The 25,989-nt window shown below is 62.2% G+C and carries 26 protein-coding genes; 12 read left to right on the forward strand and 14 right to left on the reverse strand.

Translation table 11 applies throughout. The annotated features are described in order from the left end of the window. Nucleotides 1-62: 62 nt before the first annotated feature. The 7 genes from ftsY to OIS50_RS13740 form a co-directional block, all read right to left on the reverse strand. Nucleotides 63-1,046: a signal recognition particle-docking protein FtsY gene (ftsY, locus tag OIS50_RS13710; protein ID WP_264691203.1), complete on the reverse strand. Its 984-nt coding sequence runs from the start codon at nt 1,044-1,046 to the stop codon at nt 63-65. A 241-nt stretch (nt 1,047-1,287) separates the two neighbouring features. After that, nucleotides 1,288-1,449, reverse strand: coding sequence for a DUF4295 domain-containing protein (locus tag OIS50_RS13715; RefSeq protein WP_078062888.1), 162 nt, complete (start codon nt 1,447-1,449; stop codon nt 1,288-1,290). 8 nt (nt 1,450-1,457) lie between these two features. Beyond that, nucleotides 1,458-1,640: a 50S ribosomal protein L33 gene (gene rpmG, locus OIS50_RS13720; RefSeq protein WP_059068866.1), complete on the reverse strand. Its 183-nt coding sequence runs from the start codon at nt 1,638-1,640 to the stop codon at nt 1,458-1,460. 175 nt (nt 1,641-1,815) lie between these two features. After that, nucleotides 1,816-3,459, reverse strand: coding sequence for an aminopeptidase P family protein (locus tag OIS50_RS13725; protein WP_264691204.1), 1,644 nt, complete (start codon nt 3,457-3,459; stop codon nt 1,816-1,818). Nucleotides 3,460-3,636: 177 nt separating this feature from the next. Then, nucleotides 3,637-3,876 (reverse strand): 50S ribosomal protein L28, encoded by a 240-nt coding sequence (gene rpmB, locus OIS50_RS13730; protein WP_059068864.1) that lies wholly within the window; start codon nt 3,874-3,876, stop codon nt 3,637-3,639. Nucleotides 3,877-4,009: 133 nt separating this feature from the next. Further along, nucleotides 4,010-4,168 (reverse strand): DUF5522 domain-containing protein, encoded by a 159-nt coding sequence (locus OIS50_RS13735; protein ID WP_160328134.1) that lies wholly within the window; start codon nt 4,166-4,168, stop codon nt 4,010-4,012. A 9-nt stretch (nt 4,169-4,177) separates the two neighbouring features. Continuing rightward, on the reverse strand, nt 4,178-4,558 hold the full coding sequence (locus OIS50_RS13740; protein WP_264691205.1) for a RidA family protein: 381 nt from the start codon (nt 4,556-4,558) through the stop codon (nt 4,178-4,180). A 315-nt stretch (nt 4,559-4,873) separates the two neighbouring features. Here OIS50_RS13740 and rocD point away from each other — a divergent pair, with 315 nt between their 5' ends. The 5 genes from rocD to OIS50_RS13765 all read left to right on the forward strand — a co-directional run bounded on the left by rocD (nt 4,874) and on the right by OIS50_RS13765 (nt 9,069). After that, entirely contained in the window at nt 4,874-6,136 is a 1,263-nt protein-coding gene (rocD, locus tag OIS50_RS13745; protein WP_264691206.1) for an ornithine--oxo-acid transaminase, read from the forward strand. 260 nt (nt 6,137-6,396) lie between these two features. Continuing rightward, a complete protein-coding gene (locus OIS50_RS13750) occupies nt 6,397-6,633 on the forward strand; it encodes a hypothetical protein (protein WP_264691207.1) in 237 nt (78 codons plus the stop codon). A 605-nt stretch (nt 6,634-7,238) separates the two neighbouring features. Further along, on the forward strand, nt 7,239-7,427 hold the full coding sequence (locus tag OIS50_RS13755; RefSeq protein WP_264691208.1) for a hypothetical protein: 189 nt from the start codon (nt 7,239-7,241) through the stop codon (nt 7,425-7,427). Between the two features lie 54 nt (nt 7,428-7,481). After that, nucleotides 7,482-8,474, forward strand: a complete 993-nt coding sequence (gene hemB / locus OIS50_RS13760; RefSeq protein ID WP_264691209.1) for a porphobilinogen synthase — start codon at nt 7,482-7,484, stop codon at nt 8,472-8,474. An 82-nt stretch (nt 8,475-8,556) separates the two neighbouring features. Then, entirely contained in the window at nt 8,557-9,069 is a 513-nt protein-coding gene (locus tag OIS50_RS13765) for a hypothetical protein (protein ID WP_264691210.1), read from the forward strand. Between the two features lie 87 nt (nt 9,070-9,156). Here OIS50_RS13765 and OIS50_RS13770 read toward each other — a convergent pair whose 3' ends face one another. Continuing rightward, entirely contained in the window at nt 9,157-9,858 is a 702-nt protein-coding gene (locus tag OIS50_RS13770; RefSeq protein WP_264691211.1) for a phosphatase PAP2 family protein, read from the reverse strand. Nucleotides 9,859-10,027: 169 nt separating this feature from the next. Next, complete coding sequence (locus tag OIS50_RS13775) at nt 10,028-11,407, reverse strand: APC family permease (protein WP_264691212.1); 1,380 nt, start codon at nt 11,405-11,407, stop codon at nt 10,028-10,030. Between the two features lie 242 nt (nt 11,408-11,649). Here OIS50_RS13775 and OIS50_RS13780 point away from each other — a divergent pair, with 242 nt between their 5' ends. The 3 genes from OIS50_RS13780 to OIS50_RS13790 all read left to right on the forward strand — a co-directional run bounded on the left by OIS50_RS13780 (nt 11,650) and on the right by OIS50_RS13790 (nt 14,148). Next, nucleotides 11,650-12,378, forward strand: a complete 729-nt coding sequence (locus tag OIS50_RS13780) for a tetratricopeptide repeat protein (protein ID WP_264691213.1) — start codon at nt 11,650-11,652, stop codon at nt 12,376-12,378. A 71-nt stretch (nt 12,379-12,449) separates the two neighbouring features. Then, a complete protein-coding gene (locus OIS50_RS13785) occupies nt 12,450-13,166 on the forward strand; it encodes an outer membrane beta-barrel protein (RefSeq protein WP_264691214.1) in 717 nt (238 codons plus the stop codon). A gap of 196 nt (nt 13,167-13,362) precedes the next feature. Beyond that, complete coding sequence (locus OIS50_RS13790; RefSeq protein WP_264691215.1) at nt 13,363-14,148, forward strand: SDR family oxidoreductase; 786 nt, start codon at nt 13,363-13,365, stop codon at nt 14,146-14,148. A 34-nt stretch (nt 14,149-14,182) separates the two neighbouring features. Here OIS50_RS13790 and OIS50_RS13795 read toward each other — a convergent pair whose 3' ends face one another. From OIS50_RS13795 to OIS50_RS13810, 4 genes are all read right to left on the reverse strand, one after another. After that, nucleotides 14,183-15,085, reverse strand: coding sequence for an ATP-grasp domain-containing protein (locus tag OIS50_RS13795; protein ID WP_264691216.1), 903 nt, complete (start codon nt 15,083-15,085; stop codon nt 14,183-14,185). 147 nt (nt 15,086-15,232) lie between these two features. Then, complete coding sequence (locus tag OIS50_RS13800) at nt 15,233-17,707, reverse strand: M4 family metallopeptidase (protein ID WP_264691217.1); 2,475 nt, start codon at nt 17,705-17,707, stop codon at nt 15,233-15,235. 371 nt (nt 17,708-18,078) lie between these two features. Then, nucleotides 18,079-19,401 (reverse strand): amidohydrolase, encoded by a 1,323-nt coding sequence (locus OIS50_RS13805; RefSeq protein ID WP_264691218.1) that lies wholly within the window; start codon nt 19,399-19,401, stop codon nt 18,079-18,081. A gap of 106 nt (nt 19,402-19,507) precedes the next feature. Further along, a complete protein-coding gene (locus OIS50_RS13810; RefSeq protein ID WP_264691219.1) occupies nt 19,508-20,326 on the reverse strand; it encodes a phytanoyl-CoA dioxygenase family protein in 819 nt (272 codons plus the stop codon). A 198-nt stretch (nt 20,327-20,524) separates the two neighbouring features. Here OIS50_RS13810 and OIS50_RS13815 point away from each other — a divergent pair, with 198 nt between their 5' ends. From OIS50_RS13815 to OIS50_RS13830, 4 genes are all read left to right on the forward strand, one after another. Next, nucleotides 20,525-21,295: a WG repeat-containing protein gene (locus OIS50_RS13815; protein ID WP_264691220.1), complete on the forward strand. Its 771-nt coding sequence runs from the start codon at nt 20,525-20,527 to the stop codon at nt 21,293-21,295. A gap of 112 nt (nt 21,296-21,407) precedes the next feature. Further along, nucleotides 21,408-22,136: an energy transducer TonB gene (locus tag OIS50_RS13820; RefSeq protein ID WP_264691221.1), complete on the forward strand. Its 729-nt coding sequence runs from the start codon at nt 21,408-21,410 to the stop codon at nt 22,134-22,136. Nucleotides 22,137-22,247: 111 nt separating this feature from the next. Further along, complete coding sequence (locus OIS50_RS13825) at nt 22,248-23,804, forward strand: hydroxymethylglutaryl-CoA reductase (RefSeq protein ID WP_264691222.1); 1,557 nt, start codon at nt 22,248-22,250, stop codon at nt 23,802-23,804. Nucleotides 23,805-23,838: 34 nt separating this feature from the next. Next, entirely contained in the window at nt 23,839-24,300 is a 462-nt protein-coding gene (locus tag OIS50_RS13830; RefSeq protein ID WP_264691223.1) for a hypothetical protein, read from the forward strand. 333 nt (nt 24,301-24,633) lie between these two features. On the opposite strand, the gene argH is transcribed toward OIS50_RS13830, so the two are convergent. Then, nucleotides 24,634-25,944 carry an argininosuccinate lyase gene (gene argH / locus OIS50_RS13835; protein ID WP_264691224.1) on the reverse strand — a complete coding sequence of 437 codons (1,311 nt, stop codon included), beginning with the start codon at nt 25,942-25,944 and terminating at the stop codon, nt 24,634-24,636. Nucleotides 25,945-25,989 lie beyond the last annotated feature (45 nt).

Genomic DNA, 25,989 nt, shown 5'->3' on the forward strand with positions numbered 1-25,989 from the left:
ACCCATAAACAGAAGAGCCGCTGCGCATTACGCAGCGGCTCCGGGTACGCACCTAGGTACGCTTACTTCTTCGAGAACAACGAGTCGACGAACGTACGCCGGTCGAACAGCTGCAGGTCCGTCATCTTTTCGCCTACGCCGATGTAGCGCACCGGCACGTTCAGCTGGTCGGAAATGCCGATTACCACGCCGCCTTTGGCGGTGCCGTCGAGCTTGGTAATGGCCAGGGCCGAAACCTCGGTGGCTTTGGTGAACTCCTTGGCTTGCAGAAACGCGTTCTGGCCCGTGCTGCCGTCGAGCACCAGCAGCACCTCGTGCGGCGCATCGGGAATTACCTTCTGCATCACGCGCTTGATCTTGCTCAGCTCGTTCATCAGGTTCACCTTGTTGTGCAGGCGGCCGGCCGTGTCGATGATGACCACGTCTGCCTGCATCTCCACGCCCTTCTTTACGGCATCGTAGGCCACGGAAGCCGGGTCGGTGTTCATGCCGTGCGAAATCACCGGTACGCCCACGCGCTGCCCCCAGATGATGAGCTGATCGACGGCCGCGGCCCGGAAGGTATCGGCGGCACCTAGCACCACCTTTTTACCGGCCGAGTGGAAACGGTGCGCGAGCTTGCCAATGGTGGTGGTTTTGCCCACCCCGTTCACGCCCACCACCATTATCACGAACGGCTGGCCGTTGGCGCCTTCGCGGTCGGCGCGCTCGAGCACGGCCGTGGAGCCGGAGTCGTTTTTCTGGAGCAGGTCGGCAATTTCTTCGCGCAGGATGCGGTCGAGTTCCGAGGTGCCCACGTACTTGTCGCGCGCCACGCGCTTCTCGATGCGGTCAATCACCTTCACGGTGGTATCAATGCCTACATCGGCGTGCACCAGCACCGATTCGAGGTCGTCGAGCACCTCTTCATCGACGGAGCTTTTGCCCACTACGGCTTTGCTCAGCTGGTCAAAAAAGCTGGTTTTGGTTTTCTCCAGCCCTTTGTCCAGCGATTCGCGCTGCTCCTGATTTTCCTTGTCTTTCTTAAAGAAATCGAAAAGGCCCATGTTTAGGTCTTAGGGATTAGGTCTTGGTATTTAGTGCAGCACGCCAGGCCACTAGGGCTGGCTTTGGCGGCCAAGGGCACGCAACTAAGACCTAAGCCCTAATCACCAAGCCCTAACAACGCAAAAAAGTCCCACGAAAAGGCGGGACTTCTTCACTATCAGACGAGTGCGTAGCGGCTGCCCCGAAGGGAACCGGATGAGCGTTGGCACAGCCGTTCGACCGTACGCACCCGATAAGGTCTTACTTGCTGCCAGAAGCGAGGAACTCCTGCACCTTGTCAACGGGCACCATCTCTTCTTTGAAGGTGTAGGCACCGGTTTTGGGCGAACGGACGGCGCGGATAACCTTGGCCCAGTCCTTACCGCCCGAAGTCTTCAGCGTAGCAACTACTTTCTTTGCCATGACTCAGCTTACTTGATTTCCTTGTGGACGGTCATTTTCTTGAGCACCGAGTTGTATTTCTTCAACTCAATGCGCTCCGGCGTATTTTTCCGGTTCTTCGTGGTGATGTAGCGCGAGGTGCCCGGCTGGCCCGAGTTCTTGTGCTCGGTGCACTCCAGGATTACCTGCACCCGGTTTCCTTTCTTGGCCATCGTGATACAGTCAGGACGTGGGTTTCGATTTTAGGACTGCAAAGATACGAGTTGTTTCGACAAAGTCAAATAGCTGAGTGAATTGGTTTTTGGTTGTTTGTTGTTGCCCGGTAATAATCAGCCTTTAGCTGCTTCCGCGGCCACAAGTAGCACAAGCAAAAACTTTCGCACGGCCTTACAATTTGGGCAGCCTGAAGTCGTCGAGGGCGCTGGGCTTGGCCATTAGCGCCTCAATATCGGCTACGGTGCGGGGCGCTTCCTTCGACAGGTTATCGTAGCCCGACGAGGTAATGAGCAGGTCGTCTTCGATGCGCACCCCGATGTTCCACCATTTCTTGTCGCAGGGGCTGCCCTCGGGGATGTAGATACCCGGCTCCACGGTAATCACGTTGCCGGCCTGCAGCGGGCCGTAGGTGCCGCGGTCGTGCACATCGAGCCCTAGGTAGTGCGAGGTGCCGTGCGGGAAATAACGGCGCACCTCCGCATCGGTTTTGATGATGCCTAGGCGCTTCAGCCCCTCGGTAATTACGGCCTGCGCGGCTTTGTGCGGGGCCTGAAAATCGGCGCCGGGTTTGCACTCTTTGAAGCTGGCTTCCTGAGCGGCCAGCACTAGCTCGTAAATCTCGCGCTGCGCCGGCGAAAACTTGCCCGAAGGCGGTATGGTGCGCGTTACGTCGGCGGTGTAGCCGTGGTACTCGGCGCCGCAATCCATCAGCAGCAGCTCGTTGCCGATGCGCGGCTTGTCGTTGGTTTCGTAGTGCAGCACGCAGGCGTTGTTGCCGGCGCCCACAATGCTGGGGTAGCCCTCGAACTCGGCACCGTACTTTTTGTACACGTACTCGTGCAGGCCTTGTATTTCCATTTCGCCCATGTCGGGCTTGGTGGCCTTCATCACCTCCTGCTGCCCCACTGCCGAAATGCGCACCGCTTGCCGCAGCAGCTTTATCTCCTCCGGCGTTTTCACTTCGCGCAGCTGGCTTAGCAGTTCGTCGAGGGTGGTGGCGTCGAAGCGCGAGGCCGGCCGCGAGGCTACCACCTTCTGCCGGTCGGCGTCGGTTTCGGCTTTCAGATAGGCCTGTACGTAGGCATCGGCAGCCAGCTGGGGCTGCGAGGCTGCCATACCGGTGAGGTAAGGCCGCAGCTCGGCAGCGTTGGCGGTGCCGTAGCGCTGAATCATTTTGTGCGCTTCGCCTACGGCCGGGCTGAAATCGGCGGGCAAATTGGCTTTTTGCCGGAAACTGGCCACCAGGTCGGTGAGGTCGGCGGGGTTGCGCGGGTCGTTGGCAGCATCGGCCGGCAACGTCAGCATCAGCACCTGGCCAAAGCTGCCCCACTGAACGGGGGCCGCGGCAAACTCGGTGTTGTCGGCAGTGTACTGCAGGCCCAGTTGCTGCTTGGCGCCGTCCTTACCTAGGCGGCGGCCCGTCCACATTTCGCGGGCGGCGTTGCGGGGCTGCACGTACAGCGCCTCCGTTACTCCGGTTTGGCCGCCCAGGTTCTGCGGCTCTTTGAACAGCACGAGCACGGCATCAGGCTCGGTGTAGCCCGTGAGGTAGTACAGGTCGGGGTGCTGGTGGTAGATGTAGCTGACGTCGTTGGCGCGGTTGCGCACCGGCGCGGCAAACAGCACCGCTACCGAGCCGGCGGGCATTTGCTGGCGCAGCAGTTCGCGCCGCCCCTTATGAAAGGCAGGGCTTAAAAAATCGGTGGGGCGCTCGGGGCTGGCCGGCCGCTGGGCCTGGGCAGGTTCGAGGCCCAGAGCACCTAGGCAAAGCAGGGCGAAAGCTCCTTGGCGGAGCCACAACGGGGTTCGGAGCATAACAAAAGCCGCAGCGAGGCAGGTGCGTAGTACGGTAGAGCAGAATAGTTGCGCAGCTAAAGCCAAAGAAGCGAGATTTTGGCCGAAGGTTGCGCGCCACAGGCGGCAACTTCGGCCAAAATCTCGCTTCCGGATATGCAGTAAGCCATGCGCCCGAATTCGGGCACGCGTCGTAGCTTAGTAAACTACGTAGCCTTCTTGCTTGGCTTTTTTCAACACGGCCATGATGCCGTTCTTGTTGATCGTGCGGATGGTAGAAGCGGCTACGCGCAGGGTAACCCATGCATCCTCCTCGGGGATGTAGAAACGCTTCTTCTGCAGGTTCGGGTAGAACTTGCGCTTGGTCTTGTTGTTGGCGTGCGATACGTTGTTACCAACGCGCGTGCGCTTGCCGGTCAGATCACAAACTCGGGCCATGGCTATGTGTTACTTGAGATGACAATGCGGGAAACAGGGGCGCAAATATCGGCAAAACTCTGGATTAGTCAAACTTCTACCGAAAATTCATGAGGCAGAGCTCGTTGCCTATTGGGCTGAGACGCCGCCGCACCTAGCGCTTTAGGGCTTTTTTGGCCTTCCAGGGGCAATGGCGGCAGCCGCTGCCGCAGCAATTGCCGCGGCGCAGGTGGTACTGCTCGGTAAACACCATGTAGCCCTCGGGGGTGTAGTAAAAGTCGCCGGGTTGCAGCGGCTGGGGTTTGGCTTTCATGCGGCTCCCTTAACCCCGAACGGCGGCAATACATTCAATCTCGACCAATGCTTCGAGCGGCAGGCGCGATACTTCGACCGTGGTGCGGGCCGGGCGGTGCTCCCCAAACACCTCGGCGTACACGGCATTCATGCGCTGAAAATCGGCGAAGTTTTTCAGGAACACGGTCGTCTTTACGATATCCTGCAGCCCCAGGCCGTGCGCCGACAGCACCGTACCTAGGTTGGCCAGCGCCTGCCGGGTTTGCACCTCGATGGTAGTGCCCTCGAGCTGCATGGTTTGGGGATTGAGCGGCGTTTGGCCAGAGCAGAACACCAGGCCGCCCGTTACAATGGCCTGCGAGTAGGGCCCAACGGCTTTGGGCGCATCGGGGTGGTGGATGGATTGCATGTGCTGGAAAGCAAGGGGTTGGTTGCCGGGCAAAGGTACCAACCAATGCCGAGGTGCGCGCCGCTTTCCGGGCACCCGGCCCCGGCTCCTTCCGTGCGCTGTTGGCGGGCTGTGCTTCAGCACCGGCAGCGGGCCTTCGCGGCTGAACGTCAGGTACCCGAAGCTCAGCCGGAGTTAGGGGTCAGGCATGTGAAGTTCACGGCGCGGCGGCTATTTTGTTATTCTTGAGACGCTTACCTCGGCGCACCTTCGCGACCCGAAATCCGTACTTTTGGGCATCCCACCGATTTTTTAGCTCTCCAAAATTTTCCCACTATGTCAGTTAGCACGCCTCCCGCTACCGCCGCCCCCATTCAGCTGAGCAGCCAAGACCTGATGCAGCTCGAAGACCACTACGGTGCGCACAACTACCACCCCCTGCCGGTGGTGCTGAGCCGCGGCGAAGGCGTGCACCTGTGGGATGTGGAAGGCAAGCACTACTACGATTTTCTGTCGGCGTACTCGGCCGTAAACCAGGGCCACTGCCACCCGCGCATCATTGGCGCGCTTATCGAGCAAGCCCAGAAGCTGACGCTTACCTCGCGGGCCTTCTTCAACGACCAGCTGGGCCGCGCCGAGAAGTACCTGTGCGAGCTGTTCAACTACGACAAGGCCCTGCTGATGAACTCGGGCGCCGAGGCCGTAGAAACTGCCCTGAAGCTGGCCCGCCGCTGGGGCTACGAGCAAAAAGGCATTGCGCCCAACCAGGCACGCATCATCGTGGCCGAGCACAACTTCCACGGCCGCACCACGGGCATCATCTCCTTCAGCACCGACCCCGACAGCACCGGCGGTTTCGGGCCTTACATGCCCGGCTACCAAGTGGTGCCCTACGACGACCTGGCCGCCCTCGAAGCCGCCGTGCAGGAGCCGCACGTGTGCGCTTTCATGGTTGAGCCCATTCAGGGCGAAGCGGGCGTGGTGGTGCCGTCGGATGGCTACCTGGCCCACGCGCACGCCATCTGCAAAAAGCACAACGTGCTGATGATTGCCGACGAGATTCAGACGGGCCTGGGCCGCACCGGCGAGCTGCTGGCCTCGTGCTACGAGGGCCTGCACGCCGACATCCTGATTTTGGGCAAAGCCCTGAGCGGCGGCGTGCTGCCGGTGTCGGCCGTTTTGGCGCGCAACGAAATCATGCTGGGCATTAAGCCCGGCCAGCACGGCTCCACCTTCGGCGGCAACCCGCTGGCTTGCGTGGTGCTGATGGCGGCGCTCGACGTGCTGCTCGAAGAAAAGCTGACTGAAAATGCCCGCGCCCTAGGTGAGGTGTTCCGCGAACGGATGCGGCGCCTGCAAGCCAAGCGCCCCGAGGTAGTGGAGCTGGTGCGCGGCAAAGGCCTGCTGAACGCTGTGGTAATCAAGCCCGCCCCCGACGGCCGCACCGCCTGGGATGTGTGCATGACGCTGATGGAGCGCGGCGTGCTGGCCAAGCCCACCCACGGCGACATCATCCGGTTTGCCCCGCCGCTGGTGATTACCGAGGAGCAGCTGCACGAGGCCTGCGACATCATCGAGCAGGTGATTATGGCGTTTTAAGCGCACCGCTTTTCCCGAGTTCCCGCAAGCGGACGACCTGCCCTAGGTCGTCCGCTTGTGTTTTATCAGCAGGGGCTTGGCGCATCCCTCGAAGGCAGTCAACACCTCCGGTTTACCTGCAGGTCAAGCACTTAACAAGCCATTCAGCTAGCCAACAGGATAATTCGCAGCGTTGCGGAACGCTTTCGGCGAGTAGCACGGTTTGCGGGCAGTGGCACGCCTAGGTTTGTGCCGTTGGTATTGCTTTTTATCCTCCTGCGATGTTAGCTCGTTACGCCCTGCTTCTCGGTATTTCGGCCCTAGGTTTGGCCAGCTGCCAAACCAGCCGCTCGGCTTTTGGCCCGCACGCGGCGCCCGCCGTGGCTATGCTCGATACCGACAGCACGCGGGTGGTACTGATGCACGACTCGCAGAGCCCCGAACCCACGCGCGTGGTGGTGCCTGCCACCGACGCGGAAGCTCCGGCAGCACCTAGGGCAAAAGGCAACCGCCGATAGGAATACATTATTTTGGTTTGGTTAATGGCGATTGGCCCGGCATCTATGCCGGGCCAATGTCGTTTTGGGCGGTTGCTTTGCGAAGGCGGCAAAGCCGTAAGCCGGCCTTTGGCTGATGCCCGATTCCGTACTTTTTGACTTCGCTTGATTAGCCTTGCAGCTACAAAGTCAGACTCACGAACCGAACAATGCAGAACACGGCCACTCGTGCTTGCTTGCTACTGCTGCTATTGCTTAGCAGCTGCCGGGCTGGCCGCCACGTTTTTTACTTTGCCCCAGGCCCCGGCGAAGTGCCATCGGCCGCGCCCAAGCCGGCTAATTCGGTAGCGGCTTCTTCTGCCTTGCTTCAGCACCAGGCCGCTAACGGGGCAAGCTCAGCGCTATTGCCCCGGCAACGCTCTGGGCTTCGGCAGAGCCATGCCGATAGTTACCCCGAAGGCAGAACGCTCTCGCAGCAACCTGGGCACTACCAGTCAATTCGAATTGCGCGTACCTGCCGGCCGGCGTTGCAGGGCTTGGCTGCCCGCCCGGCTGGGCCGCAACGGGCGCTACACGCTACCATACCTCAGTACAGGCCGAAGTTAGTCAGCCAAAACGCGGCCCGATTGCCCTCCCAACAAAGCCTTAGCCGTGGCACCTGGCTGGAAATACTGGGGTGGGTTTTCGCAATAGGCGGCATCGCGTTGGGTATATGGCTGGGCGGCTGGCTGGGCCTGCTGGTGGCACTGGTGCTGGTGGCCGCGGGCGCGCTGGTGGGCCTGTTCGGCACCTTCGTCAACGGCAACCTGCCGTAGCACGTAGGGCTCTGGCCACCGACTTTATCTTTGCCCCGCTGAACTACCTTTCCTATGGCTCTAATCCCCACCCACCGCCCCCGGCGGAACCGCAAGTCCGACGTCATCCGCAACATGGTGCAGGAAACGACGCTGTCGGTGCACGACTTTATTTTCCCGCTGTTTCTCATCGAGGGCGAAAACAAAACCGTTGAGGTAACGTCGATGCCGGGCATTCAGCGCTTTACGGCCGACCGCCTTCTTGATGAAATCGGCCAGTGCGTCGACCTAGGCATCAAAGCGTTTGCCCCGTTCCCGAGCATCGACGACCGCCTGAAGGACCGCCTGGCCAAAGAAAGCCATAACCCCGACGGGCTGTACGTGCGCACGGTGGAGCGCATCAAAAAGGCATTTCCGGAGGTGGTAATCATGACCGACGTGGCCATGGACCCCTACTCCTCCGACGGCCACGACGGCATCGTGGACCCCGACTCGGGCGAAATCATGAACGACGCCACGCTGGAGGTGCTCGGCCAGATGGCCCTGGCCCAGGCCCGCGCCGGCGCCGATATCATCGGCCCATCGGACATGATGGACGGCCGCGTGGCCTGGATTCGCGACGTGCTCGACCGCAACGCCTTTTCGCACGTGAGCATCATGAGCTACACGGCCAAGTACGCCTCGGCGTTCTACGGCCCCTTCCGCGACGCCCTAGGTTCGGCCCCGAAAAAGGGCGACAAGAAGAGCTACCAGATGAACCCGGCCAACCGCCGCGAGGCCATCCGGGAGCTCCGCCTCGACGAGCAGGAAGGCGCCGACATGGTGATGATTAAGCCCGCCCTGAGCTACCTCGACGTGATTCGGGACGTGCGCGATAACACCACGCTGCCCGTAACGGCCTACAACGTATCGGGCGAGTACGCCATGGTGAAAGCCGCCGCTCAAAACGGTTGGGTCGACGGCGAGCGGACCATGCTGGAAGTGCTGATGAGCATTAAGCGCGCCGGCGCCGACGCTATCCTGACGTACTTCGCCAAGGAGGCCGCGCAGGTTCTGCGCCGCGGTTAGCCGTAAATTCTCCGAGCGTTGGGCAAACTTGGCGAAACAGTCGCTGGGTTTGCCCAATTTCGTTTTCCATATGCCCTGTTTTATGCCTATCCGCTTACTTATTCTGCTGGCAGCCGCCGGCTTGTGGCTGCGCCCCACCACCGGGCGGGCTCAGGCGCAACCGCGCACGGCGCCGGATACCATCTCGCTGGAAGACGCCATTGGCGCGCACAACGAACGCGCCACCCGCCACAACCGCATGCTGGCGGCCTACAACGAGGCCCAGCAGCACACGCAGCAGGCCATTACCCAACTGAACGCGTTTTTCGACTACTACAACCACCAGTTTCAGCCCCGCAAAACCGACGCCCAGCTGCAACAGATGCTGCCACCCGTGGCGGCCAGCTTGCAACGAGCCCGGAGTATTTTGGCCACGGTGGTGTTTGAGGACGAAACGCGCCAAGCCTCCGTGCGCGAACTAACCGCCGTGGTGCACCGCGCCGAAACCCGCTTGCGCAACAGCCAGGCTTTTTTGGCCCGCTACCTGCGCACCAGCGCCGCCCAGCGCCCGGTGTTGTTTACTACCCGCGGTGGGCCCAACGAAATGACTCGCTGAGCCTCTTTTCTCCACGGGGCGCGGGAGTACCTAGGGGCGCAAACCGGCCAGCTGGTTAGCTGCTTGCAGGGTGCCGACCCGTTTTTTTTAAAGGGCATTGGCCACGAAGTGCATCAGCTGGCGCACGCCCGCAAACAGCTCGTCGAGCTGGTAGCTCATCAGGAAGAAGCCTACGTAAAATGCACTCTGATGCTTGTAGTGCCATTGCACCACGGGCAGCCAGTAGCGTTGGCGCACGGCCGGCAGGTTGGACGCCACGCCCGTAGCCACCCCAATAATGCCACCGGCCACCAAATCGGTGGGGTAATGCAGCCCTAGGTAGAGGCGGGGCGCACAGATAAAAAACACCACGTAGAGCAGCGAGGCCACCCCAATGGGCCGCGACAGGAACAGCATGCCGGTGGCCAGGGCGAAGAAGATGGTGGCGTGGTCGCTCGGGAATGAGCTGTTGTCGGCCGAGTCGGCGAGCAGCTGCGCGTGTACGGGCTCGAGCTGCAGCTCGGTATTGTGCAGGGGGCGCGGCCGCTCCGGGAAAATGTGCGTGAGCGTGCGGGTAACGGCCATGCCAATAAAACACCCGGCCAGCACGCCAATTACGATGCTGCGGCAGGCGTTGCCGCTGGGCGTGTTGCCGCATTTAAACCACGTCCACCACAGCACCACCGTAAACAGGGCACCTTTCAGCAGGTTGTTGTAGCTCAGAAAATCGATGAACGTATCGAACAGAGCCGATTGGTGCACATACTGGTTCAGGCCTTCCAGGATAACGCGGTCGAAAGCTGGTAACATGGCGCATGGGTGGGTAAAGGGTGGTACGAGGCGGGGCAACAACATACATAATTTAATAATTAATAATTGTTTAATGATAGTTTATTTGAATTGTTCTTCCGAAAAGTTACGCCCCTGATATGCCCGCGCAGCTATCCTACAGCCCGCAATCAACCGCATTAAGGCCTGTTTAATGCCGCCCGAAAGGCCAGCGGCCCTGCCGCGAGTTGCTGATCAGAAATACCATTACGCCCACCGCAATAACGGTCAGGCCCGAAAGCATAAACGAGAGCCCGGTGCTCCACAAAACCAGCAGCCACACCACCACCGCTACGATTACCGGCAAAGGGTATAGCGGCATCCGGAAGGGCAAACCCGCAGTGCCGCGCCGGCGCCGCAGCAGCACCAGCCCCACGGCCTGCCCCACAAACTGCACCAGGATGCGCATGGCCAGAATGGCACTGATGACCTCGGAAAGCTTGAACAGCAGGCTAAACACAAACCCGGCCCCGCCCAGCACCAGCAACGACACGTACGGGAAGTGCTTGGTAGGATGCAGGCGCGCAAACACCGGCAGAAACTCGCCATCGGCAGCGGCGGCGTACGGAATGCGGGAGTAGCCCAGCAGCACCGCAAACAGCGAGGCAAACGCCACCCACAGCACCAGCGCCGTGGCCGCCAATGCGGCCGTGTGCCCAAACAGGCGCTCCACAAAGGTGCTTACAATGAACTCCGACTGCGCTGCCTCGGCCCAGGGCAGCACGCGCGCTACGCTGTAATTAAGCAGCAGGTACAGCACGGCAATGCCCAGAATACTCAGGAAAATAGCCCGCGGAATAATGCGCGCCGGCTGCCTGATTTCGGCCCCTAGGTGGCACACGTTGTAGTAGCCCAGGTAGCTGTAAATGGTTTTGACGCTGGCCTGACCCAGGGCCAGCGCCGGCAGCACAAACCAGCCCTTGGCGGCATCGGCCGCGGCTACGGGCGTGAGCGGCGGAAACGGCACGGCCTCGCGGCCCAGCAGCAGGCCGCTGGCAATGAGGCCCACCAGCAGCACCAGCACCCCCACCCACAAGGCCACGCCCAGCTTGCCCACCGAGCCAATTCGCCGGTACAGCAGCGCCACCAGCAGCAGCACTACCGTGCCGCTTACCAGCTTGGGCTGCCACCACTCGGGCAACGGCACCAGGTAGGCAAAGTACTGCGCAAACCCTATGGCCCCCGAGGCCACCACCAGCGGCGCCTGCACCAGGGTTTGCCACACGTACAAAAACGACATCAGGCGGCCCCAGGTATGCTCGCCGTAAGCCAGCTTGAGGAAGCGGTACGAGCCGCCGGCCTCGGGGTACGCCGCGCCCAGCTCCGACCAGATCAGCCCATCGACCACCGAGAGCACCGCCCCCGCCACCCAGGCCCACATAAAGTACGGCCCGAGCAGCTGCATTATCAGCGGCAGCACCACAAACGGCCCAATGCCCACCATATCAATCATGTTGAGGGCTGTGGCCTGCAGCAGGCCCAGCTCGCGGCGCAGCGTATCGGTGGGGTTGGTGGTAGAGGTATCGGGCATAAGGGCGGCGGTAGAGAGGCAGGCCTTGAAGCGAAGTAACTGCTGTGGCGCAGCCAGGGTTTAGACGCGCCTAGTCCCGGCAGGGTTGGTGTCGAAAGCCGTGCTAATATTGCCGCTTCTGCCGCTGTGCCCGTGCGGCTTGCGCGGTGCCGTGCACTACAGCAGCCCCTAGGTGCGTTTAGCCTGTGGCCTGGGCATGGGGCGCGGCTTACCTTTACCCTGCAAGGCGAAACCTTTAGTTCATGAAATACCCTGTATTGATGGGGGCGCTGGCAGCCCTGTTGCTGAGCGCAACTGCCCCCGCCGTGGCCCAAAAGGCCAAAACCAAAGTAAAAGGCGCCGGTGCGGCCGAGCTGTCGGTGGCGGCGCGGCGGCTGTTGCCGCTGTTTGGCGGCCTCACGCCGCAAGCCGCTCAGCAACTGGTGGGCGAGCCGTACCTCAAAGGCCTGGAGCAGAGCTTTCCGTCGCGGGCCGAGGCTAGCCAGTTTTTCGCCAACAAAGGCTACGAATACCTCACCGAGGGCCAGGCCGATACGGCCCGCTACCGCTTTAACCTGGCCTGGCTGCTCGATCCTAAAAACCCCGAAGCCTACCGCGGCCTGGGCTTGCTGGCCGCCACCACTTCGCCCGATCAGGCCATCGGCTTGTTCGGGCAAGGCCTGGCGCTGGCTCCCAACAATGCCCAGCTGCTTACCGACCTAGGCAGCAGCTACCTGCTGCGCTACAGCCAAACCAAAAAGGCCAAAGACCTGAAGACGGCCGAGGAGCAACTGCGCAAAGCCCTGGCCGCCGATGCCAACAGCGCCTACGCCTGGCAGCAGCTGGCGTGGGTGCAGTACTACCAAAACGAGTATGCCGGGGCCTGGGAGTCGTTGCACAAGGGCAGCACGCTCAATTTCAGCGGCGTCGACTTTGAGCTCGTAACCAGCCTCAAGGACAAAATGCCCGACCCCAAGGGCTTGTTTAAGTAGGCCGCGGCCCCTTACTCACAACGCAGCCCGCGCCGCTGGCGTAAGCGGGCTGCTTACCATTCCTCTCCTACGTGCGCATCACCAACTTATTGCTCGGGGCGGCCTTGTTGGCGCCGCTGGCAGCCGCGGCCCAGGCCCCGCGCCGCCACTTCGACGCGCAAGGCCGCGCTTTCTTCCGCGGGCCGTTGCGTCTATCGGCAGGGGGCGGCATTGCCCTGTACAACGGCGACCTGACCGCGAGCCTGGGCGACAACTTTATCGGGCCGGCCGGGCAGCTGGGCCTGATCTACACCTGGCGCCCGCACTGGAGCGTGGGCGGCGAGGCCACCGCGTTTCAGATCGGCGCCCGCGACCAACTGCCCGAGCGCAACCTGGCCTTCAGAGGCAACAACCTGGCCGTGGCAGCCTTTGTGCGCTACGAGCCCCTGCGCGACCCATCGTGGTACGCCGGAACGCGCAACCGCTTTGCCCCTGTAAAGCCTTTCCTGAAAGCCGGGGTGGGCTACCTGCTGTACAACCCCAAGGCCTACAACGGCACCGAGCGCCCCACCAACTCCACCACTTACCTTGCGGCCGAGCGCCCCGACTACACCGCCACCGCCATTACCATACCCGTGGGCGGCGGCCTGTCGTTTTTCCTGACGCGGCGGTTCTGGCTTACGGCCGAGGCAGCGTACGGCTTCACCACCACCGACCACCTCGACGACATCAGCCAGCGCGGCAACCCCGACCGCAACGACGGCTACGGCACCGTTACCCTGAAGCTCGAGTATCAGCTAGGTGAGTAGGTGGGGTTTGGTAGTTGGTATTGAGTATTCAGTAGTGAGCACTGAGCACCAAATCACGACGACCTGATGTTACTGCAACTACCGATACAAGTTCGCTCAGGCAGCCTTTCGCCGTTGCAGGCTCACTTGCCGCGCCGCACAAACCATGCTTCATACTGAGTACCAAATACTAAGTACTCAATACCAATTGCCCACTATGCCTTTTCCCGCTGATGCGGCCACGCGGTGGTCGTTGCAAGGCCGTGTTTTTCTGGTAACGGGCGCTTCGGCCGGCATTGGCGCGGCGGTAGCGGCCGAGCTGATGGGTTTTGGCGCCACGGTGGTAGCGGCCGCGCGCCGGCCCGAGCCGCTGCAGCAGGCCGTGGCCGCTTGGCAGCAGCAAGGCCTCGATGCCCACGCCATGCCCGCCGACGTGAGCACGCCCCTAGGTCGGCAAACCCTGGTGGAGCAGGTGCAGGCGCAGTTTGGCCGGCTCGATGGGCTGGTAAACAACGTAGGCACCAACATCCGCAAGCCCACCACGGCCTACTCCGACGACGAGTACCGCCACGTGATGCAAACCAACCTCGATTCGGCTTTTCACCTGTGCCAGTTGGCCCACCCCTTGCTGAAAGCCAGCGGGCAGGGCAGCGTGGTAAATATTTCGTCGGTGGCGGGGCTTACGGCTGTGCGCACCGGCGCCGTGTACGCCATGACGAAAGCTGCTATGGTGCAACTCACGCGCTACCTGGCTGCCGAGTGGGCCCCCGATGGCATCCGGGTAAACTGCGTGGCGCCGTGGTACATCAGCACGCCGCTGGCCGCCGGGGTGCTCAGCAACGAGAGCTACCTGCAAGAGGTGCTCGGCCGCACGCCCATGCGCCGCATCGGCGAGCCGCACGAAGTAGCCGCGGCGGTGGCTTTCCTGAGCCTGCCCGCCGCCAGCTACATCACCGGCCAGACGCTTTCGGTTGACGGAGGCTTTGTGGGCTACGGTTTCTGAGCTGCAAGTAGAGCGCTACTGCGGCTACACTGCGCTAATGCGCGGCCACCTCGCTTGGCTGCGTAAGGCGCCGCAACGCCTCGTAGTAGCGCTGGTACGCCGCCTCGCCCGCCGAATCCATGTACAGGAAGGGCTCAATCATTTCCAACTCCATCAGCCAGAAACCGCCGTCGGGCGCCTCTACCCCATCGACGCGGGCATACAGGCAGTCCTCAGCAAACCGAGCGACGATGTCTTGCGCTACGGCCAGAATAGGCGCGGGCGGCGTTTCGGTGTGGATGGCGCCGCCGTGGAAGTGCTGCACCCGGAAGTCGCCCGACTTGGGGGTTTTGCGCACGCAGTGGCTCAGCTGCCCGCCAAAAAACACCAACGACCACTCGCCCGAGGTCTGGATTTGAGGCAGGAAGGGTTGGGCCATGAAATCGGCTTCGTCAACCAAAGCCTGCAGCTGCTCCTGGGCGGCTTGGGCCTCGGCCAGACCTAGGGCAAAGGTATCCTTAGCGCCACCGCTCACGGTGGGCTTCAGTACGAGGCGCTCGGTACCGAGTTCGGCCAGCAGGGCGGCGGGCTCCACGCGGCTGCCGCGGGGCAGCCAGTGCGTGGGCACGATAGGTACGCCGGCCTGCTCCATGTCGCGCAGGTACAGCTTATCGGCGTTGTGGCGCACAATGCCGGTGGGGTTGAGCAGGCGCACGCCGCGGGCGTCGAGCTCGTTCAGCCAGTTGTGGAACTCGGCCGGGCGCTCGAAGTAGTCCCACGGCGACTTTAGTACGGCCACGTCGAAGGCTTCCCATTGCACGCTGGGGTCCGTCCAGGAAACGTACGAAACCTGTATGCCGCGGGCGCGGAGGTAATCGGCAAGCTGCTGGTCTTCGGCGGCTACGTTGGTAGCGGCGTACTGGGCCAGCGCATCGCAAGAAACTAAGGCAAGGTGCATAAGCGCGGAAAAGAGCGTGAAGCCGCCTAGGTGCGGCGGACCCAAAAAGGGGGCACAAAGGTACCACTACCCGCCTCGTGCTCAAACAAAAAGCCCGCCGTACCTAGGGCACGGCGGGCTTTGCGAAGCCAATGGCTTACCGGAGCATTACTGCTTCACGAAACGCGAGCGGAAGGCCTTTTGCCCGTCCGAAATGCTGAGCTGGTAGATGCCGGCGCGCAGGTTGCTCACGTCGAGCTGACCGCGCTCCAGCACGCGCACCTGTACTTCGGCGCCGCGGGCATCAAACACCTGCACCGACTGCACCGCCATGTTGCCGGGTAGCGCAATGTTGAGGAAGTCGTTGGCCGGGTTCGGGAATACGCGGGCCGTGCGGGCTTCTTCGTTGCCGAGGGCTTCGGTGCCCGTGAGCGAGGCCACGGTGGTGGCGGCAATGGCCGTACCGCCCGTGATGTTGACGGTGTAGTCCTCAGTTTCGCCGTAGCTGTAGGTGTTGCAGCTGGTGGTGGCCGAGTTGTCGCTCATCACCACGCGCAGGCGGGTAGCGCCGCTCTTGGCCGTGGTGGGCACCGTGAAGCTGGCGCTCAGCGTACCCGTGCTGCTGCTCGAGCCGGATACCACCAGTTCGCCGGCATCGGTAAACACGCCGTTCTTGTTGTAGTCGATGTACACCTTCCAATACTCGGTGTAGGCCGTGGAGGCAAAGCCCGCCGAGAAGTAGATGGTTTGCGACGAGCCGGCTGCCACCGAGGTGCTCAGGGCCGTGCCGTCGTAGTAGCCGCCGTTGGCGCCCGAGGTGCGGTTAATCGAGCCGAGCTGTACCAGGTCAATCCACTCGTAGGTGGTACTGCCTTTGCTGGCGCAGTACGTAACCGTGGTGGGGGGCGGCGTGGTGCTGCCACCGCCGTAAGCGGCGCCTACACCCACGGCGTACCACGCGTTGGTAACGGCAATTTCCTGGGCCGAGCCGGCGCCGTACAGGTCTTTGGCCGCCTGAATGGAGTAGGTACGGGCCGAAGCGTAGGTGCTCGACGAGGTGAGGTACACGCTTTCGGTACGGTAGGCAATTTTGGCGGCGGCATCAATGCCGATGCCGGTTACGTTGAAAGCACTGCCGATGTCGTTGGTGCCCGAGCCACCCACCGCCAGGCGGTAGAACCAGTGATTGAGCACGCCCGAGTTGGTGTGCACGCCGCCGTTGTCGCCGGTGCCGGTATACCAGTAGGTACCTTTGTAGGTATCGGGCTGGCTTTGCGAGTTCGGGTCGCTCATCGAGCGCAGCGCCGCGCGCTGCTTGTCGATTTCTTCGCCGATCAGCCAGGTCGATTTAGCCTTCACGCCCGACGAGGTAGCGCCCAGCGTGCCCACGGCGTAGGCCTCGATGCAGGCGCCCCAAATGTCGGAGAAGCCTTCGTTCATCGCGCCCGACTCGTTGGAGTACACCAGGTTGGCGGTTTTTTCGCACACGGCGTGGCCAATTTCGTGGGCGCACACGTCGAGCGAGGTCAGCGGGCGGAAGCGCGTGGCGCCGTCGCCGTAGGTCATTACCGAGCCGTTCCAGTAAGCGTTTTCGTAGCCTACGCCGTCGCCCGGCGTGTCGTCGAAGTGGATGTAGCTCTTGATTTTGGCGCCGGCGTTGTCGTAGGAGTTGCGGCCGTGCACGTTCTTCCAGTAATCGTAGGTGGCCTGCGCGCCAAAGTGCGCGTCGCCGGCTACGTTGTCGAAGTTGGCGTTGTTGTACTCCGTCCAGCTGTTGTCGGCATCGGTAAAGTCAACCGCCGAGGTGTAGCTGTTGCCCTTGCGGCAGTTGTAGGTTTCGATGCCCAGGCCGCGGGTGTAGGAGCGCAGGCGGTAGGCCGTGGCGCCTGTGCTGGTGGTGTAGCTTTCGTTGGCCAGCGAGCGGGTGCCGCTGTAAGCCGTAGCAAACGAGGCCGTAGTGGCCGCGTGCTTGATGATGTCGTTCTGCGAAATTACCTCGCCGGTTTGGGCATCCACGTAAATGTGGGCGCGGCTCACGGGCTCGGCGGCGTACACGTCGAGCTTCCAGGCCAGCGTGGGCTGGCCGGCTTTGGCGGCATCCATGCTCAGCGTATTGCGCATGATTACCAGCTCGCCGCTGGGCTTAAACGTGCTCTTGCCTTCCGATTCGCGCGCAAACTCGGCCTCGTTGGGCATTTGCCACATGTAGCGGCGGGCCCGCACGTAGCGCATGGCCGACTGCAGCGCGGCCTCGGCCGATACGGCCGGGCGCACCTCCAGGGTGGTGGGCAGCTGCTCAAAGTCGCCGCTGATTACCTCCACCTCGCCGTTGCGGCTGTGGGCGGTGTAGGTAGCGTTTTCCACCTTCACGCCCTTGAAATACTGCTGAAAGCGTTCGTGCTTGATGCCGGCGCCGTCGGTTTCGAGGCGGGCGACGCGCATTTCGTCGTGGCTGGTGAGGGGCAGCGTGGCGCGCAAGGCGGCGCGGGCATCCTGGTAGCGGGCACCGGCAGCCGAGAAATGCACCAGCTCGGGCATGCCATCGGCCGCGTTGATGCGCCCGGTGGGGCGCGGGCCCGTTTGCGCCATAGCGGCGGCACTACCTAGCAAGGCTAGCCCAAGGGCAGAGTATTTGTAGAGCATGGAGTAGGGTTTTGGAGGTGACAGGAAATTGTATGTGTCCTTGACAAGCAGTAAGGGGCCGACAAATTAAAAATTTTTTAATCCTTTACACGTCCAACTACCACTTTTCGCATAGAAATATTTTTTTCATTGAAAACCCTTCAAACAACAACCTACAATCATCGAAACCGTATCGCGCCGGCGCTGGCGTGCGCATCAGGCATATGAAAAAGACTATACCATGAATTTTCCGTGAAGGCGCCGCGCGCCGCCGCGTTTTGCACCCTGCTTAGCCAACCTCAGCCCCAACGCACCTAGGCGGCACAAAAAAGCGCGGCAGCCAGCTGGGTGCTGACTGCCGCGCGGCAACCGGTTTGCTTGCCCGGGCGGGCCTACTTCATCTTGCCACCGAGGTAATCAACGGCGAGGTTCGAGAGGGTACGTACGCCCAGGCCAAAGCCGCTTTCATCGAGAAAGAAGCCGGGCGTGTGGTGCGGGGCGGTGGCGGCGGGGTCGGCGCCCTTGGGCATGCCGCCAAGGTACAGGTACAGGCCGGGCACTTTTTCCTGATAGCAGCCAAAATCCTCGGCGCCGGTTACGGCTTTCATCTCGCTCACGGCGCTGGCGCCGGCCACGTTGCGCAGGGTGGGCAGGGCTTGCTGCAGCAGGCGCGGGTCGTTGTAGGTAAGCGGGGCGGCGGCGCGCACCTCCACCTCGGCGGTAGCGCCGGCGGCTTCGGCAATGTTGGTGGCCACGCGGCGCACGCTCTGGGCCAGCTGCGCGCGGGTTTGGGCATTCAGGGCGCGCAAGGTGCCTTGCAGCTCCACTTGCTCCGGAATAATGTTGTTGCGCACGCCCCCGTGAATCATGCCCACGGTTACCACGGCCGCATCTTCCGTCAGCTGCACCTCGCGGCTTACAATGCTTTGCAGGGCTACCACAATCTGCGAAGCCGTAACCACCGGATCGACGGCCAGCCACGGGTACGCCCCGTGCGCCGACTTGCCCTTTACGCGAATCTGGAACACGTCGGCGCTGGCCATCATGCCGCCGGCGCGGTACTTCACCTGCCCTACCTCGGTTTGGGCATTGATGTGCAGCCCGAACACGGCATCCACCTTGGGGTTGTCGAGCACGCCTTCTTTCACCATTAGGGCAGCGCCGCCTTCCTCGCCTGCGGGCGGGCCTTCTTCGGCGGGCTGGAAAATGAACTTCACGGTGCCGTGCAGGTCGTTTTTCAGCTGGCTAAGCACGTTGGCGGTGCCCAGCAGCATGGCCACGTGGCTGTCGTGGCCGCAGGCGTGCATAATGCCTACCTCCTGGCCGTTGTACTGGGTGCGCTCCTTCGAGGCAAACGGCACTTTGCGGTCTTCCGTCACGGGCAGGGCGTCCATGTCGGCGCGCAGGGCCACCACGGGGCCGGGCTTGCCGCCGCGCAGCAGCCCGACCACGCCGGTTTTGCCCACGCCGGTTTGCACCTCCAGGCCCAGGCGCTTCAGCTCGGCGGCCACAATGCCGGCCGTGCGGGTTTCGCGGTTGCCCAGCTCGGGGTGCTCGTGAATATCGCGGCGCCAGGCAATTACCTGGGGCTCTACGCGGGCCGAAAGCGCGTCGATGCGCCCGGCCAAGGGGTTTTTCTTTTGGGCCGCGGCCGGAGCCGGGTGCAAGGCCAGCAGCCCGGCAGCAGCGGCCAATAAAACAGGAAGGCGGAACATGAGCGCCAGATATGATATGAGTATGCCCGCCAAGGTACAACACCGCGCCCAGCCGATTGCCCTAGGTGCTACTGCCCTGGCCAAGCACCGGCACCTAGGGGTTGCGTTACTTCAGCAGGTGCAAAAAGCGCAGGTACAAGGGCGTAGGTGCCGCGGCGTGTTTGGGCTGATACGGGCCCGCCACAATGGGCACGTACAGCACGCGGCGGCGCGACGCGGCCCCCACTAAGGGCGAGCGGGCTACACGGTGCCACAAGCGGCCGTCGTGCACGGTCAGGTCGCCGGCCTGGGTTTCGATGGCCAGCTCGTTAGGGTCGGCCTCGTGGCTGGCGAAGTACTTTTTGCGAAACAGCAGCTCGCGCAGGCTTTGGCAGTGTGTGCCCGGCAGCACGCGCAAGCCGCCGTTGGCCGCGGGGCAGTCGTCGAGGTGAATGCCCACGTTCAGCATAGCCCCAATGCGCCGCCCCTCGAATACGTCGCGCAGGGCATCGGTGTGCCAGCCCATGTGCGCAAACGTGCTGCCCGGCACGTTCACGTAGTGGTTTACTACCAGGCCGTTCTTCTCGTTTTCGCCCATGCGGGCGCCAGGTGCATCAAGCAGCCCGAGCAATGCCCGCAGGCGTGTATCCTGCAAAAATGCGTGCAGCCGGGGGCTGTGCTGCGAGGCAAACGCAAAGCGCTGCACCATGCGCGTGCCGTCTGCATCGTGGCCGTACTTAATGGGCACTCCGTTGATTTTGGTGGGGCCCGCCTGCAGCCATTGCTGCTCCAATTCTGCAATGGCCTGCAGCAGCCCTTGCACGGCTTCGGGTGCAGCAAATTGCCGAAAATGAAGAAAGCCGCGCCGCTGAAAAAAGGCTTTTTGCTCGTGCGAGAGTTGCGAATTGCGTAAGCAGAAGCGGGGATAATCGGCAGAGAGCTGCATAAAGCTACGCCGAATCCTGCCTCTACTGCGTGGGCAAGCCTCAGCCAAGGCAAGTTACGCAACTTCGGCGGGCCGCCACCGGCCGTTTACACAGCCCAGCGGCCGGTTTGGCCAGGCTGCAGCTTGGCTTTGTCAGAAATTGTGTATTTTCGGGATGCTGGAACTTCACTCCTCCACCTGCCTCCAGCCTTCCACCGCATGAAACGCATTTTCTGGCTGCCGTTGGCCTTGGCGCTTAGCTATGCGGCCGCGGCCCAGCCCGCCCCCGCTCGCCTGGTACCGTGCCGCAAGGGCAACCAATGGGGCTACGCCGACCGCCAGGGCCGCGTGGTGCTGCCCCTGCGCTACGACGAAGCCGGCCCGTTTGTGGACGAAGTGGCCTGGGTGCGCGTTGGTGCGTGCTACGGCTACATCGACGGCGCCGGCAACCCGCTCACGCCCATGCACTTCGAGCAGGCCTCCAACTTTCAGCAGGGCCGTGCCACGGTGGTGCTGCGCGGCGAAACCTTCGACATCGACGTATCGGGCCGCCGGCTGGCCGAGCCCCGCGAGCAACCCGAGGAGGATTACCTGGCCCAGGGCGACCCGCTCCGCCGCAACGGCAAAGTGGGCTTCCGGTTTTCCGTCGGCGACGCCGTGGTGCCGCCCGTGTACGACGAAGTGCAGGACCTGTACCACGACGGCCTGCTGCTGGTGCGCCAGGGCCCCAAGTGGGGCGTGGTAGATAACCGCGGCCGCCAACGCTTGCCCCTCTCCTTCGACAACATTCGGGCTACCGAGCAAAACGGCTACGCCTACCCCATTGTGGAGCAGCAAGGCCGGTTTGGCTACCTAGGGCCCAGCGGCAAGCTCATCATCAAGCCCAAGTACGCTGCTGCCGAGCCCTTTGTAGCCGGCGTGGCCCGCGTGGTTACGCCCGAAGGCAAAGTAGGGTACGTGGACGATGCCGGCCGCGAGTACTTCGACTAAGCACCTAGGGCGTAAGCCGCGCCGCCCAGTTCGGACCGTATCTTGCCGCGCTGGCGCCGTATAGCACTTAGTACTGTCCCGGCGTTTGCCGCTCAGCTAAACCCACCCAGGCATGCTCCACGCCCTGCCCATTACCAACGTTCGGCTGCAGCCCTGCGCCGTAGCGGCTGATAAGCTCACGTCCGTGCCGGGCGGGCATTTCTGCGCCGATTGCCAGCGCGTGGTGCACGACTTCACCAACGCTACGCAGCTTGAGTTGGCTGCAGCCCGAGCCGCCTCGCCCGATGGCCGGCTGTGCGGCCGCTTCCGGCAGGCGCAATTGGCGGCGGCACCTAGGCTGCGGCCGAGGTTGCGGTGCTTTTTGGCGGCCTTGGTGCTGGTGGTTGTGCAGGGCTTATCGGCGCAACAGGCGTGGGCGCAGGTGCGGCAACGCCCAGCAGCTCCGCGCACGCAGCAGCCGACTTCTGCTAATCAGCATAACAGCGCGAAGCAAGCTCACCACGTACCACTGTCCGCAAAGGCTCAACAAGAGCAACTGGTTTTCGTGGGGATGGAGCAAATGCCCGAATTTAAAGGCGGGCAAAAGGCTCTGTTGGAATATTTACGCAACAACATTCATTATCCTCGTACCGCAGCCTCGGGTCGGGTATTTATCAGTTTCATTGTTGCAAAAACCGGCGCAGTTAAAGATGCGCGGGTTGTGAAGAGTGCCGATCCGGCGCTTGATGCGGAAGCACTTAGGGTCGTTAAGCAGATGCCCAACTGGATACCGGCTCACCGAAATGGTCGGCCCATCGAAGTGACCTATACCGTACCTATCACCTTCGACAGCAAGCAGTAAGCACCTAGGAGGCACACGAGGAACTGCCAAGTCCACAACCTAGCGGCTCGGCAGTAGTACTGAAGTCATAAAAGCTTATACTTATAGCCAGACTTCATCCTCCTTCCGGCCATGATCTTCACCCCGAGCCCCATGCTGCTGAAGCTGCTGTACACCCGCGGCAGCCTGCACAACCTGCCCGACAACGGCGGCGTTGCTTTCTCGCTGAAAAACCGCCTCGATACGGTGCGCCTCACGCGCATCGACCACGTTCGGGTGAACGGCCATGCCCTAGGTCCGGAGCAGATTACCATCGATTTGGGCAACGGCAACATCCGGCCGGCTACCGAAATTGGCGAGGGCGGCGGCCTGGAGTTCCCCGTGGGGCAAAGCATTACGCTGCGCCTGCACACCCACCCGCTGCCCGAGGGCATGCACCCGGTGCAGCTGCAGTTCCAGACCGACCCCTTCGGCGAACTGCAGGTGGAGGTAGAAGACGCCATTGTGCAGCAGGACCAGCGCGTGCGCATTCCGCGCTTCGAGCCCGACGACTACGCCGAGGCGGCCATTCAGGCGCGCCAACGCTTCGCGCAGGAGTTCACGGGCCAGGAGTTCGAGCACATCACCAAATACTCCTTCGATCCGCACGCGCTTAAGGGCAACTGCGAGCATTTTGCGGGGGTGGCGCAGGTGCCCATCGGGCTGGCCGGCCCCTTGCGCATCAACGGCGAGCACGCGCAGGGCGACTTCCTCATTCCGCTGGCCACCACCGAGGGCACTTTGGTAGCCAGCTACAACCGCGGCATGCAGCTGCTCAACCTGAGCGGCGGCGTAAAGTGCACCGTTATCGGCGATGCCATGCAGCGCGCCCCGGTGTTTGTGTTCGACGACGCCCGCGGCGCCCGCGACTTCAGCCGCTGGGTAGAGGAGTGCATCGAAAAAATCCGGCACGAGGCCGAGGCCACCTCGCGCGTGGCCAAGCTGCAGTACATCGATACGTACCTGGCCAACAAGTTTGCTTACCTGCGCTTTAATTTCAGCACCGGCGATGCGGCCGGGCAAAACATGGTGGGCCGGGCCACCTTCGCGGCTTGCTCCTGGATACTGGCCAACTACCAAGGCGCGCCCATCCGCAACTTCTACCTCGAGTCGAACTTCGCTACCGATAAAAAAGCCTCGCAGATAAACGTGATGCGCACCCGCGGCAAGCGCGTGGTGGCCGAGGCCCTGATTAAGCGCGATGTGCTGCAGCAGCGCATGCGCGTAACGCCCGAGCAGCTGGCCTACCACGGGCAAGTGGCCAACGTGGGCGCGTTTATGTCGGGGGCCAACAACAACGGCCTGCACTCGGCCAACGGCATCACGGCCATGTTCATCGCCACGGGCCAGGACGTGGCCAACGTGTCCGAATCGTCGGCAGGCATTATTTACTCGGAGCGCACCCCGGAGGGCGACCTGTACCTGAGCATCACCATCCCGTCGCTGATTGTGGCTACCCACGGCGGCGGCACTGGCCTGGCCACCCAAAACGAATGCCTGCGCATGCTGGGCTGCGTGGGCCGCGGCACCGTGAACAAGTTTGCCGAAATCGTGGCCGGCGTGGTGCTGGCCGGCGAACTAAGCCTGGCCGCCGCCATCAGCAGCTCCGACTGGGTAAGCTCGCACGAGCAGTACGGCCGCAATCGGTGATAATCACAACTTCCTCAGCCCGTTAATACTACCTATGCACACTCCATTAGTGAAGTATTGGGGCTCTCTGCTGGCCCTAGGTACTCTGCTGCTAACCGGCTTATCGGCAGCGGCTCAAGGCGCCCTTACGCCCATGCCCAATGCCATGTCACCCGACCTAGGGGGCAGTGCCAAGCTCGGCGGCCGCAAGCTGTACCGCTATGTCGAGAAGATGCCGGTGTACCTCGACGGAGGCAACGCGGGCTTGCAGGCGTTTATGAGCAGCAGGGTACGCGGGGCAGCCAGCGGCAGCGGAGCCTACCTCACCTTCGTGGTCGACCAAACGGGCAAGGCCCGTTTTCCGGCCCTAGGTCCTACTTCGGCCGAAACCGAGGCTGCCACCGACCCGGCGCTGGCCAGGGCTTTGCAGTCGATAGGTAGCTTCCGGCCGGGCTACCAGAACGGCAAACCCGTGGATGTTGAGCTGACCGTACGCCTTGCTCCTACGAGCAAGTAAGCACCGGGCTTTTGCCGCGCTGAATGACTCCTCCGCTCAGTGGAAAAGTCCGTCATGCCGAGCTTGTCGAGACATCTCGCGTGCTGACGCGGGATAGAAACGGAATAGTTACCTACGTAGGTACAGTCATCCTGAGCCAAGCGAAGGACCTTATCGTGCCTACGTCGGTAGACCCCACCCCCAGCCCCTCCCCAAAAGGAGAGGGGAGCGGTTAGTATCCGGCGTCAGCACGCCCGATGCCTCGATAAGCTCGGCATGACACGACCTAGGAAAAATCGTGCGAGCGTGAGAAGGTCCTTCCTTCGTCAGGATGACGGACGATTAACCTTACGGCTACTCCTGGTTTATGAACAGTCGGCTGCCTTGGCGCAGCTTATCTACTTTCTGCTGAATCGCCTCCAGCCCCAGGTTGTGCACGCTCCCCAGGTGCGTGGTGCCGAACTCTTTGTGCGGCACGTAGCTACCGTCTTCTACGGCCTGCCCTACCTCTTTGTAAGCCGTGCGGAAGGGCATGCCGGCTTGGATCAGCTGATTGATGTTTTCCACGGTGAACACCGCATCGTACTTCGGCTGATCGAGCAGGTTCGGCTTAATTTTCAGCTGCGGCAAGGCGAAGAGCACGATGTCGAGAATGTCGAGCAGCTGCGTCATCGGCTCGAACAGGATTTCCTTGAGAATCTGGAAGTCGCGGTGGTAGCCGCTGGGCAGGTTGTTGGTTACCAGCAGCAGCGTATTGGGCAGCGCCTGCAGGGCATTGCAGCGGGCCCGGATCAGCTCGAACACGTCGGGGTTTTTCTTGTGCGGCATGATGCTGGAGCCGGTAGTAAACGCGGCGGGCAGCTCCACGAAGGCCAAATCCTGCGAGTTGTAGAGCACCAGGTCGTAGGCCATTTTGGCGAACGTGGCGGCCATGCCGGCCATGGCAAAGGCCAGCGTTTTTTCGGTTTTGCCGCGCAGCATTTGAGCGCCCACGCTGCTCACGGCCAGGTTGCCAAAACCCATTTCGGCGGTGGTTTGCTGCCGGTCGATGGGGAATGAGCTACCGAAGCCTGCGCCCGAGCCCAAAGGGTTTTGGTCGGCTACGGTGTGGGCCGCTTCGAACAAGGCCAGATCGAGCAGCAGGTGCTCGGCGTAGGCCGAAAACCACAGCCCGAACGAGCTGGGCATGGCCGCCTGAAAGTGGGTGTAACCGGGCATCAAATCGGCCTGATGCGCATCGGCTTTAAGCAGCAGCACCTGCACCAGCTCCATGGTGCGGTTCGCCACTCGCTCCGTGTAGTCTTTCAGGAACAGCTGGATAGCCGTAAGCACCTGGTCGTTGCGCGAGCGGGCGGTGTGGATCTTCTTGCCCGCGTCGCCGAATTTCTCCGTGAGGTAGTACTCAATCTTGGAGTGCACGTCCTCGAAGCTCTCCTCGATGGTTAAGGTGCCCTCATCTACCTGCGCGGCCAGCTCCGTGAGGCCTTGCTGCAGCTGCGCGTTTTCGGCCTCCGAAATCAGCCCAACCTTGGCCAGCATGTTGGCCTGCGCCTTCGAGGCTTGCACATCGAAGCGGGCCAGATACATATCCAGCTCCCGGTCGCGGCCCACGGTAAACGCCTCAATCTTCTTGTCGACGGCAATGCCCTTATCCCAGATTTTCATGTGTGTTTGAGTCGGAAGCTAAAAACTAGTTCCCCTCCTCAGATG

Origin of the sequence: Hymenobacter sp. YIM 151858-1, from assembly GCF_025979705.1 — a bacterium.
Taxonomy (GTDB): Bacteria; Bacteroidota; Bacteroidia; order Cytophagales; family Hymenobacteraceae; genus Solirubrum.

Excerpts from the sequence above, each read along its gene's own strand:
- OIS50_RS13765 (WP_264691210.1), top strand. The coding sequence starts at position 8,557 with ATGCCTATCCGCTTACTTATTCTGCTGGCAGCCGCCGGCTTGTGGCTG.
- OIS50_RS13815 (WP_264691220.1), top strand. The coding sequence starts at position 20,525 with ATGAAACGCATTTTCTGGCTGCCGTTGGCCTTGGCGCTTAGCTATGCG.
- OIS50_RS13820 (WP_264691221.1), top strand. The coding sequence starts at position 21,408 with ATGCTCCACGCCCTGCCCATTACCAACGTTCGGCTGCAGCCCTGCGCC.
- OIS50_RS13775 (WP_264691212.1), bottom strand. The coding sequence starts at position 11,407 with ATGCCCGATACCTCTACCACCAACCCCACCGATACGCTGCGCCGCGAG.
- rpmG (WP_059068866.1), bottom strand. The coding sequence starts at position 1,640 with ATGGCCAAGAAAGGAAACCGGGTGCAGGTAATCCTGGAGTGCACCGAG.
- OIS50_RS13735 (WP_160328134.1), bottom strand. The coding sequence starts at position 4,168 with ATGAAAGCCAAACCCCAGCCGCTGCAACCCGGCGACTTTTACTACACC.
- OIS50_RS13725 (WP_264691204.1), bottom strand. The coding sequence starts at position 3,459 with ATGCTCCGAACCCCGTTGTGGCTCCGCCAAGGAGCTTTCGCCCTGCTT.
- OIS50_RS13810 (WP_264691219.1), bottom strand. The coding sequence starts at position 20,326 with ATGCAGCTCTCTGCCGATTATCCCCGCTTCTGCTTACGCAATTCGCAA.
- rocD (WP_264691206.1), top strand. The coding sequence starts at position 4,874 with ATGTCAGTTAGCACGCCTCCCGCTACCGCCGCCCCCATTCAGCTGAGC.
- OIS50_RS13790 (WP_264691215.1), top strand. The coding sequence starts at position 13,363 with ATGCCTTTTCCCGCTGATGCGGCCACGCGGTGGTCGTTGCAAGGCCGT.
- OIS50_RS13770 (WP_264691211.1), bottom strand. The coding sequence starts at position 9,858 with ATGTTACCAGCTTTCGACCGCGTTATCCTGGAAGGCCTGAACCAGTAT.
- OIS50_RS13780 (WP_264691213.1), top strand. The coding sequence starts at position 11,650 with ATGAAATACCCTGTATTGATGGGGGCGCTGGCAGCCCTGTTGCTGAGC.
- OIS50_RS13715 (WP_078062888.1), bottom strand. The coding sequence starts at position 1,449 with ATGGCAAAGAAAGTAGTTGCTACGCTGAAGACTTCGGGCGGTAAGGAC.
- OIS50_RS13805 (WP_264691218.1), bottom strand. The coding sequence starts at position 19,401 with ATGTTCCGCCTTCCTGTTTTATTGGCCGCTGCTGCCGGGCTGCTGGCC.
- rpmB (WP_059068864.1), bottom strand. The coding sequence starts at position 3,876 with ATGGCCCGAGTTTGTGATCTGACCGGCAAGCGCACGCGCGTTGGTAAC.
- OIS50_RS13830 (WP_264691223.1), top strand. The coding sequence starts at position 23,839 with ATGCACACTCCATTAGTGAAGTATTGGGGCTCTCTGCTGGCCCTAGGT.
- argH (WP_264691224.1), bottom strand. The coding sequence starts at position 25,944 with ATGAAAATCTGGGATAAGGGCATTGCCGTCGACAAGAAGATTGAGGCG.
- OIS50_RS13800 (WP_264691217.1), bottom strand. The coding sequence starts at position 17,707 with ATGCTCTACAAATACTCTGCCCTTGGGCTAGCCTTGCTAGGTAGTGCC.
- hemB (WP_264691209.1), top strand. The coding sequence starts at position 7,482 with ATGGCTCTAATCCCCACCCACCGCCCCCGGCGGAACCGCAAGTCCGAC.
- OIS50_RS13825 (WP_264691222.1), top strand. The coding sequence starts at position 22,248 with ATGATCTTCACCCCGAGCCCCATGCTGCTGAAGCTGCTGTACACCCGC.
- ftsY (WP_264691203.1), bottom strand. The coding sequence starts at position 1,046 with ATGGGCCTTTTCGATTTCTTTAAGAAAGACAAGGAAAATCAGGAGCAG.
- OIS50_RS13750 (WP_264691207.1), top strand. The coding sequence starts at position 6,397 with ATGTTAGCTCGTTACGCCCTGCTTCTCGGTATTTCGGCCCTAGGTTTG.
- OIS50_RS13795 (WP_264691216.1), bottom strand. The coding sequence starts at position 15,085 with ATGCACCTTGCCTTAGTTTCTTGCGATGCGCTGGCCCAGTACGCCGCT.
- OIS50_RS13740 (WP_264691205.1), bottom strand. The coding sequence starts at position 4,558 with ATGCAATCCATCCACCACCCCGATGCGCCCAAAGCCGTTGGGCCCTAC.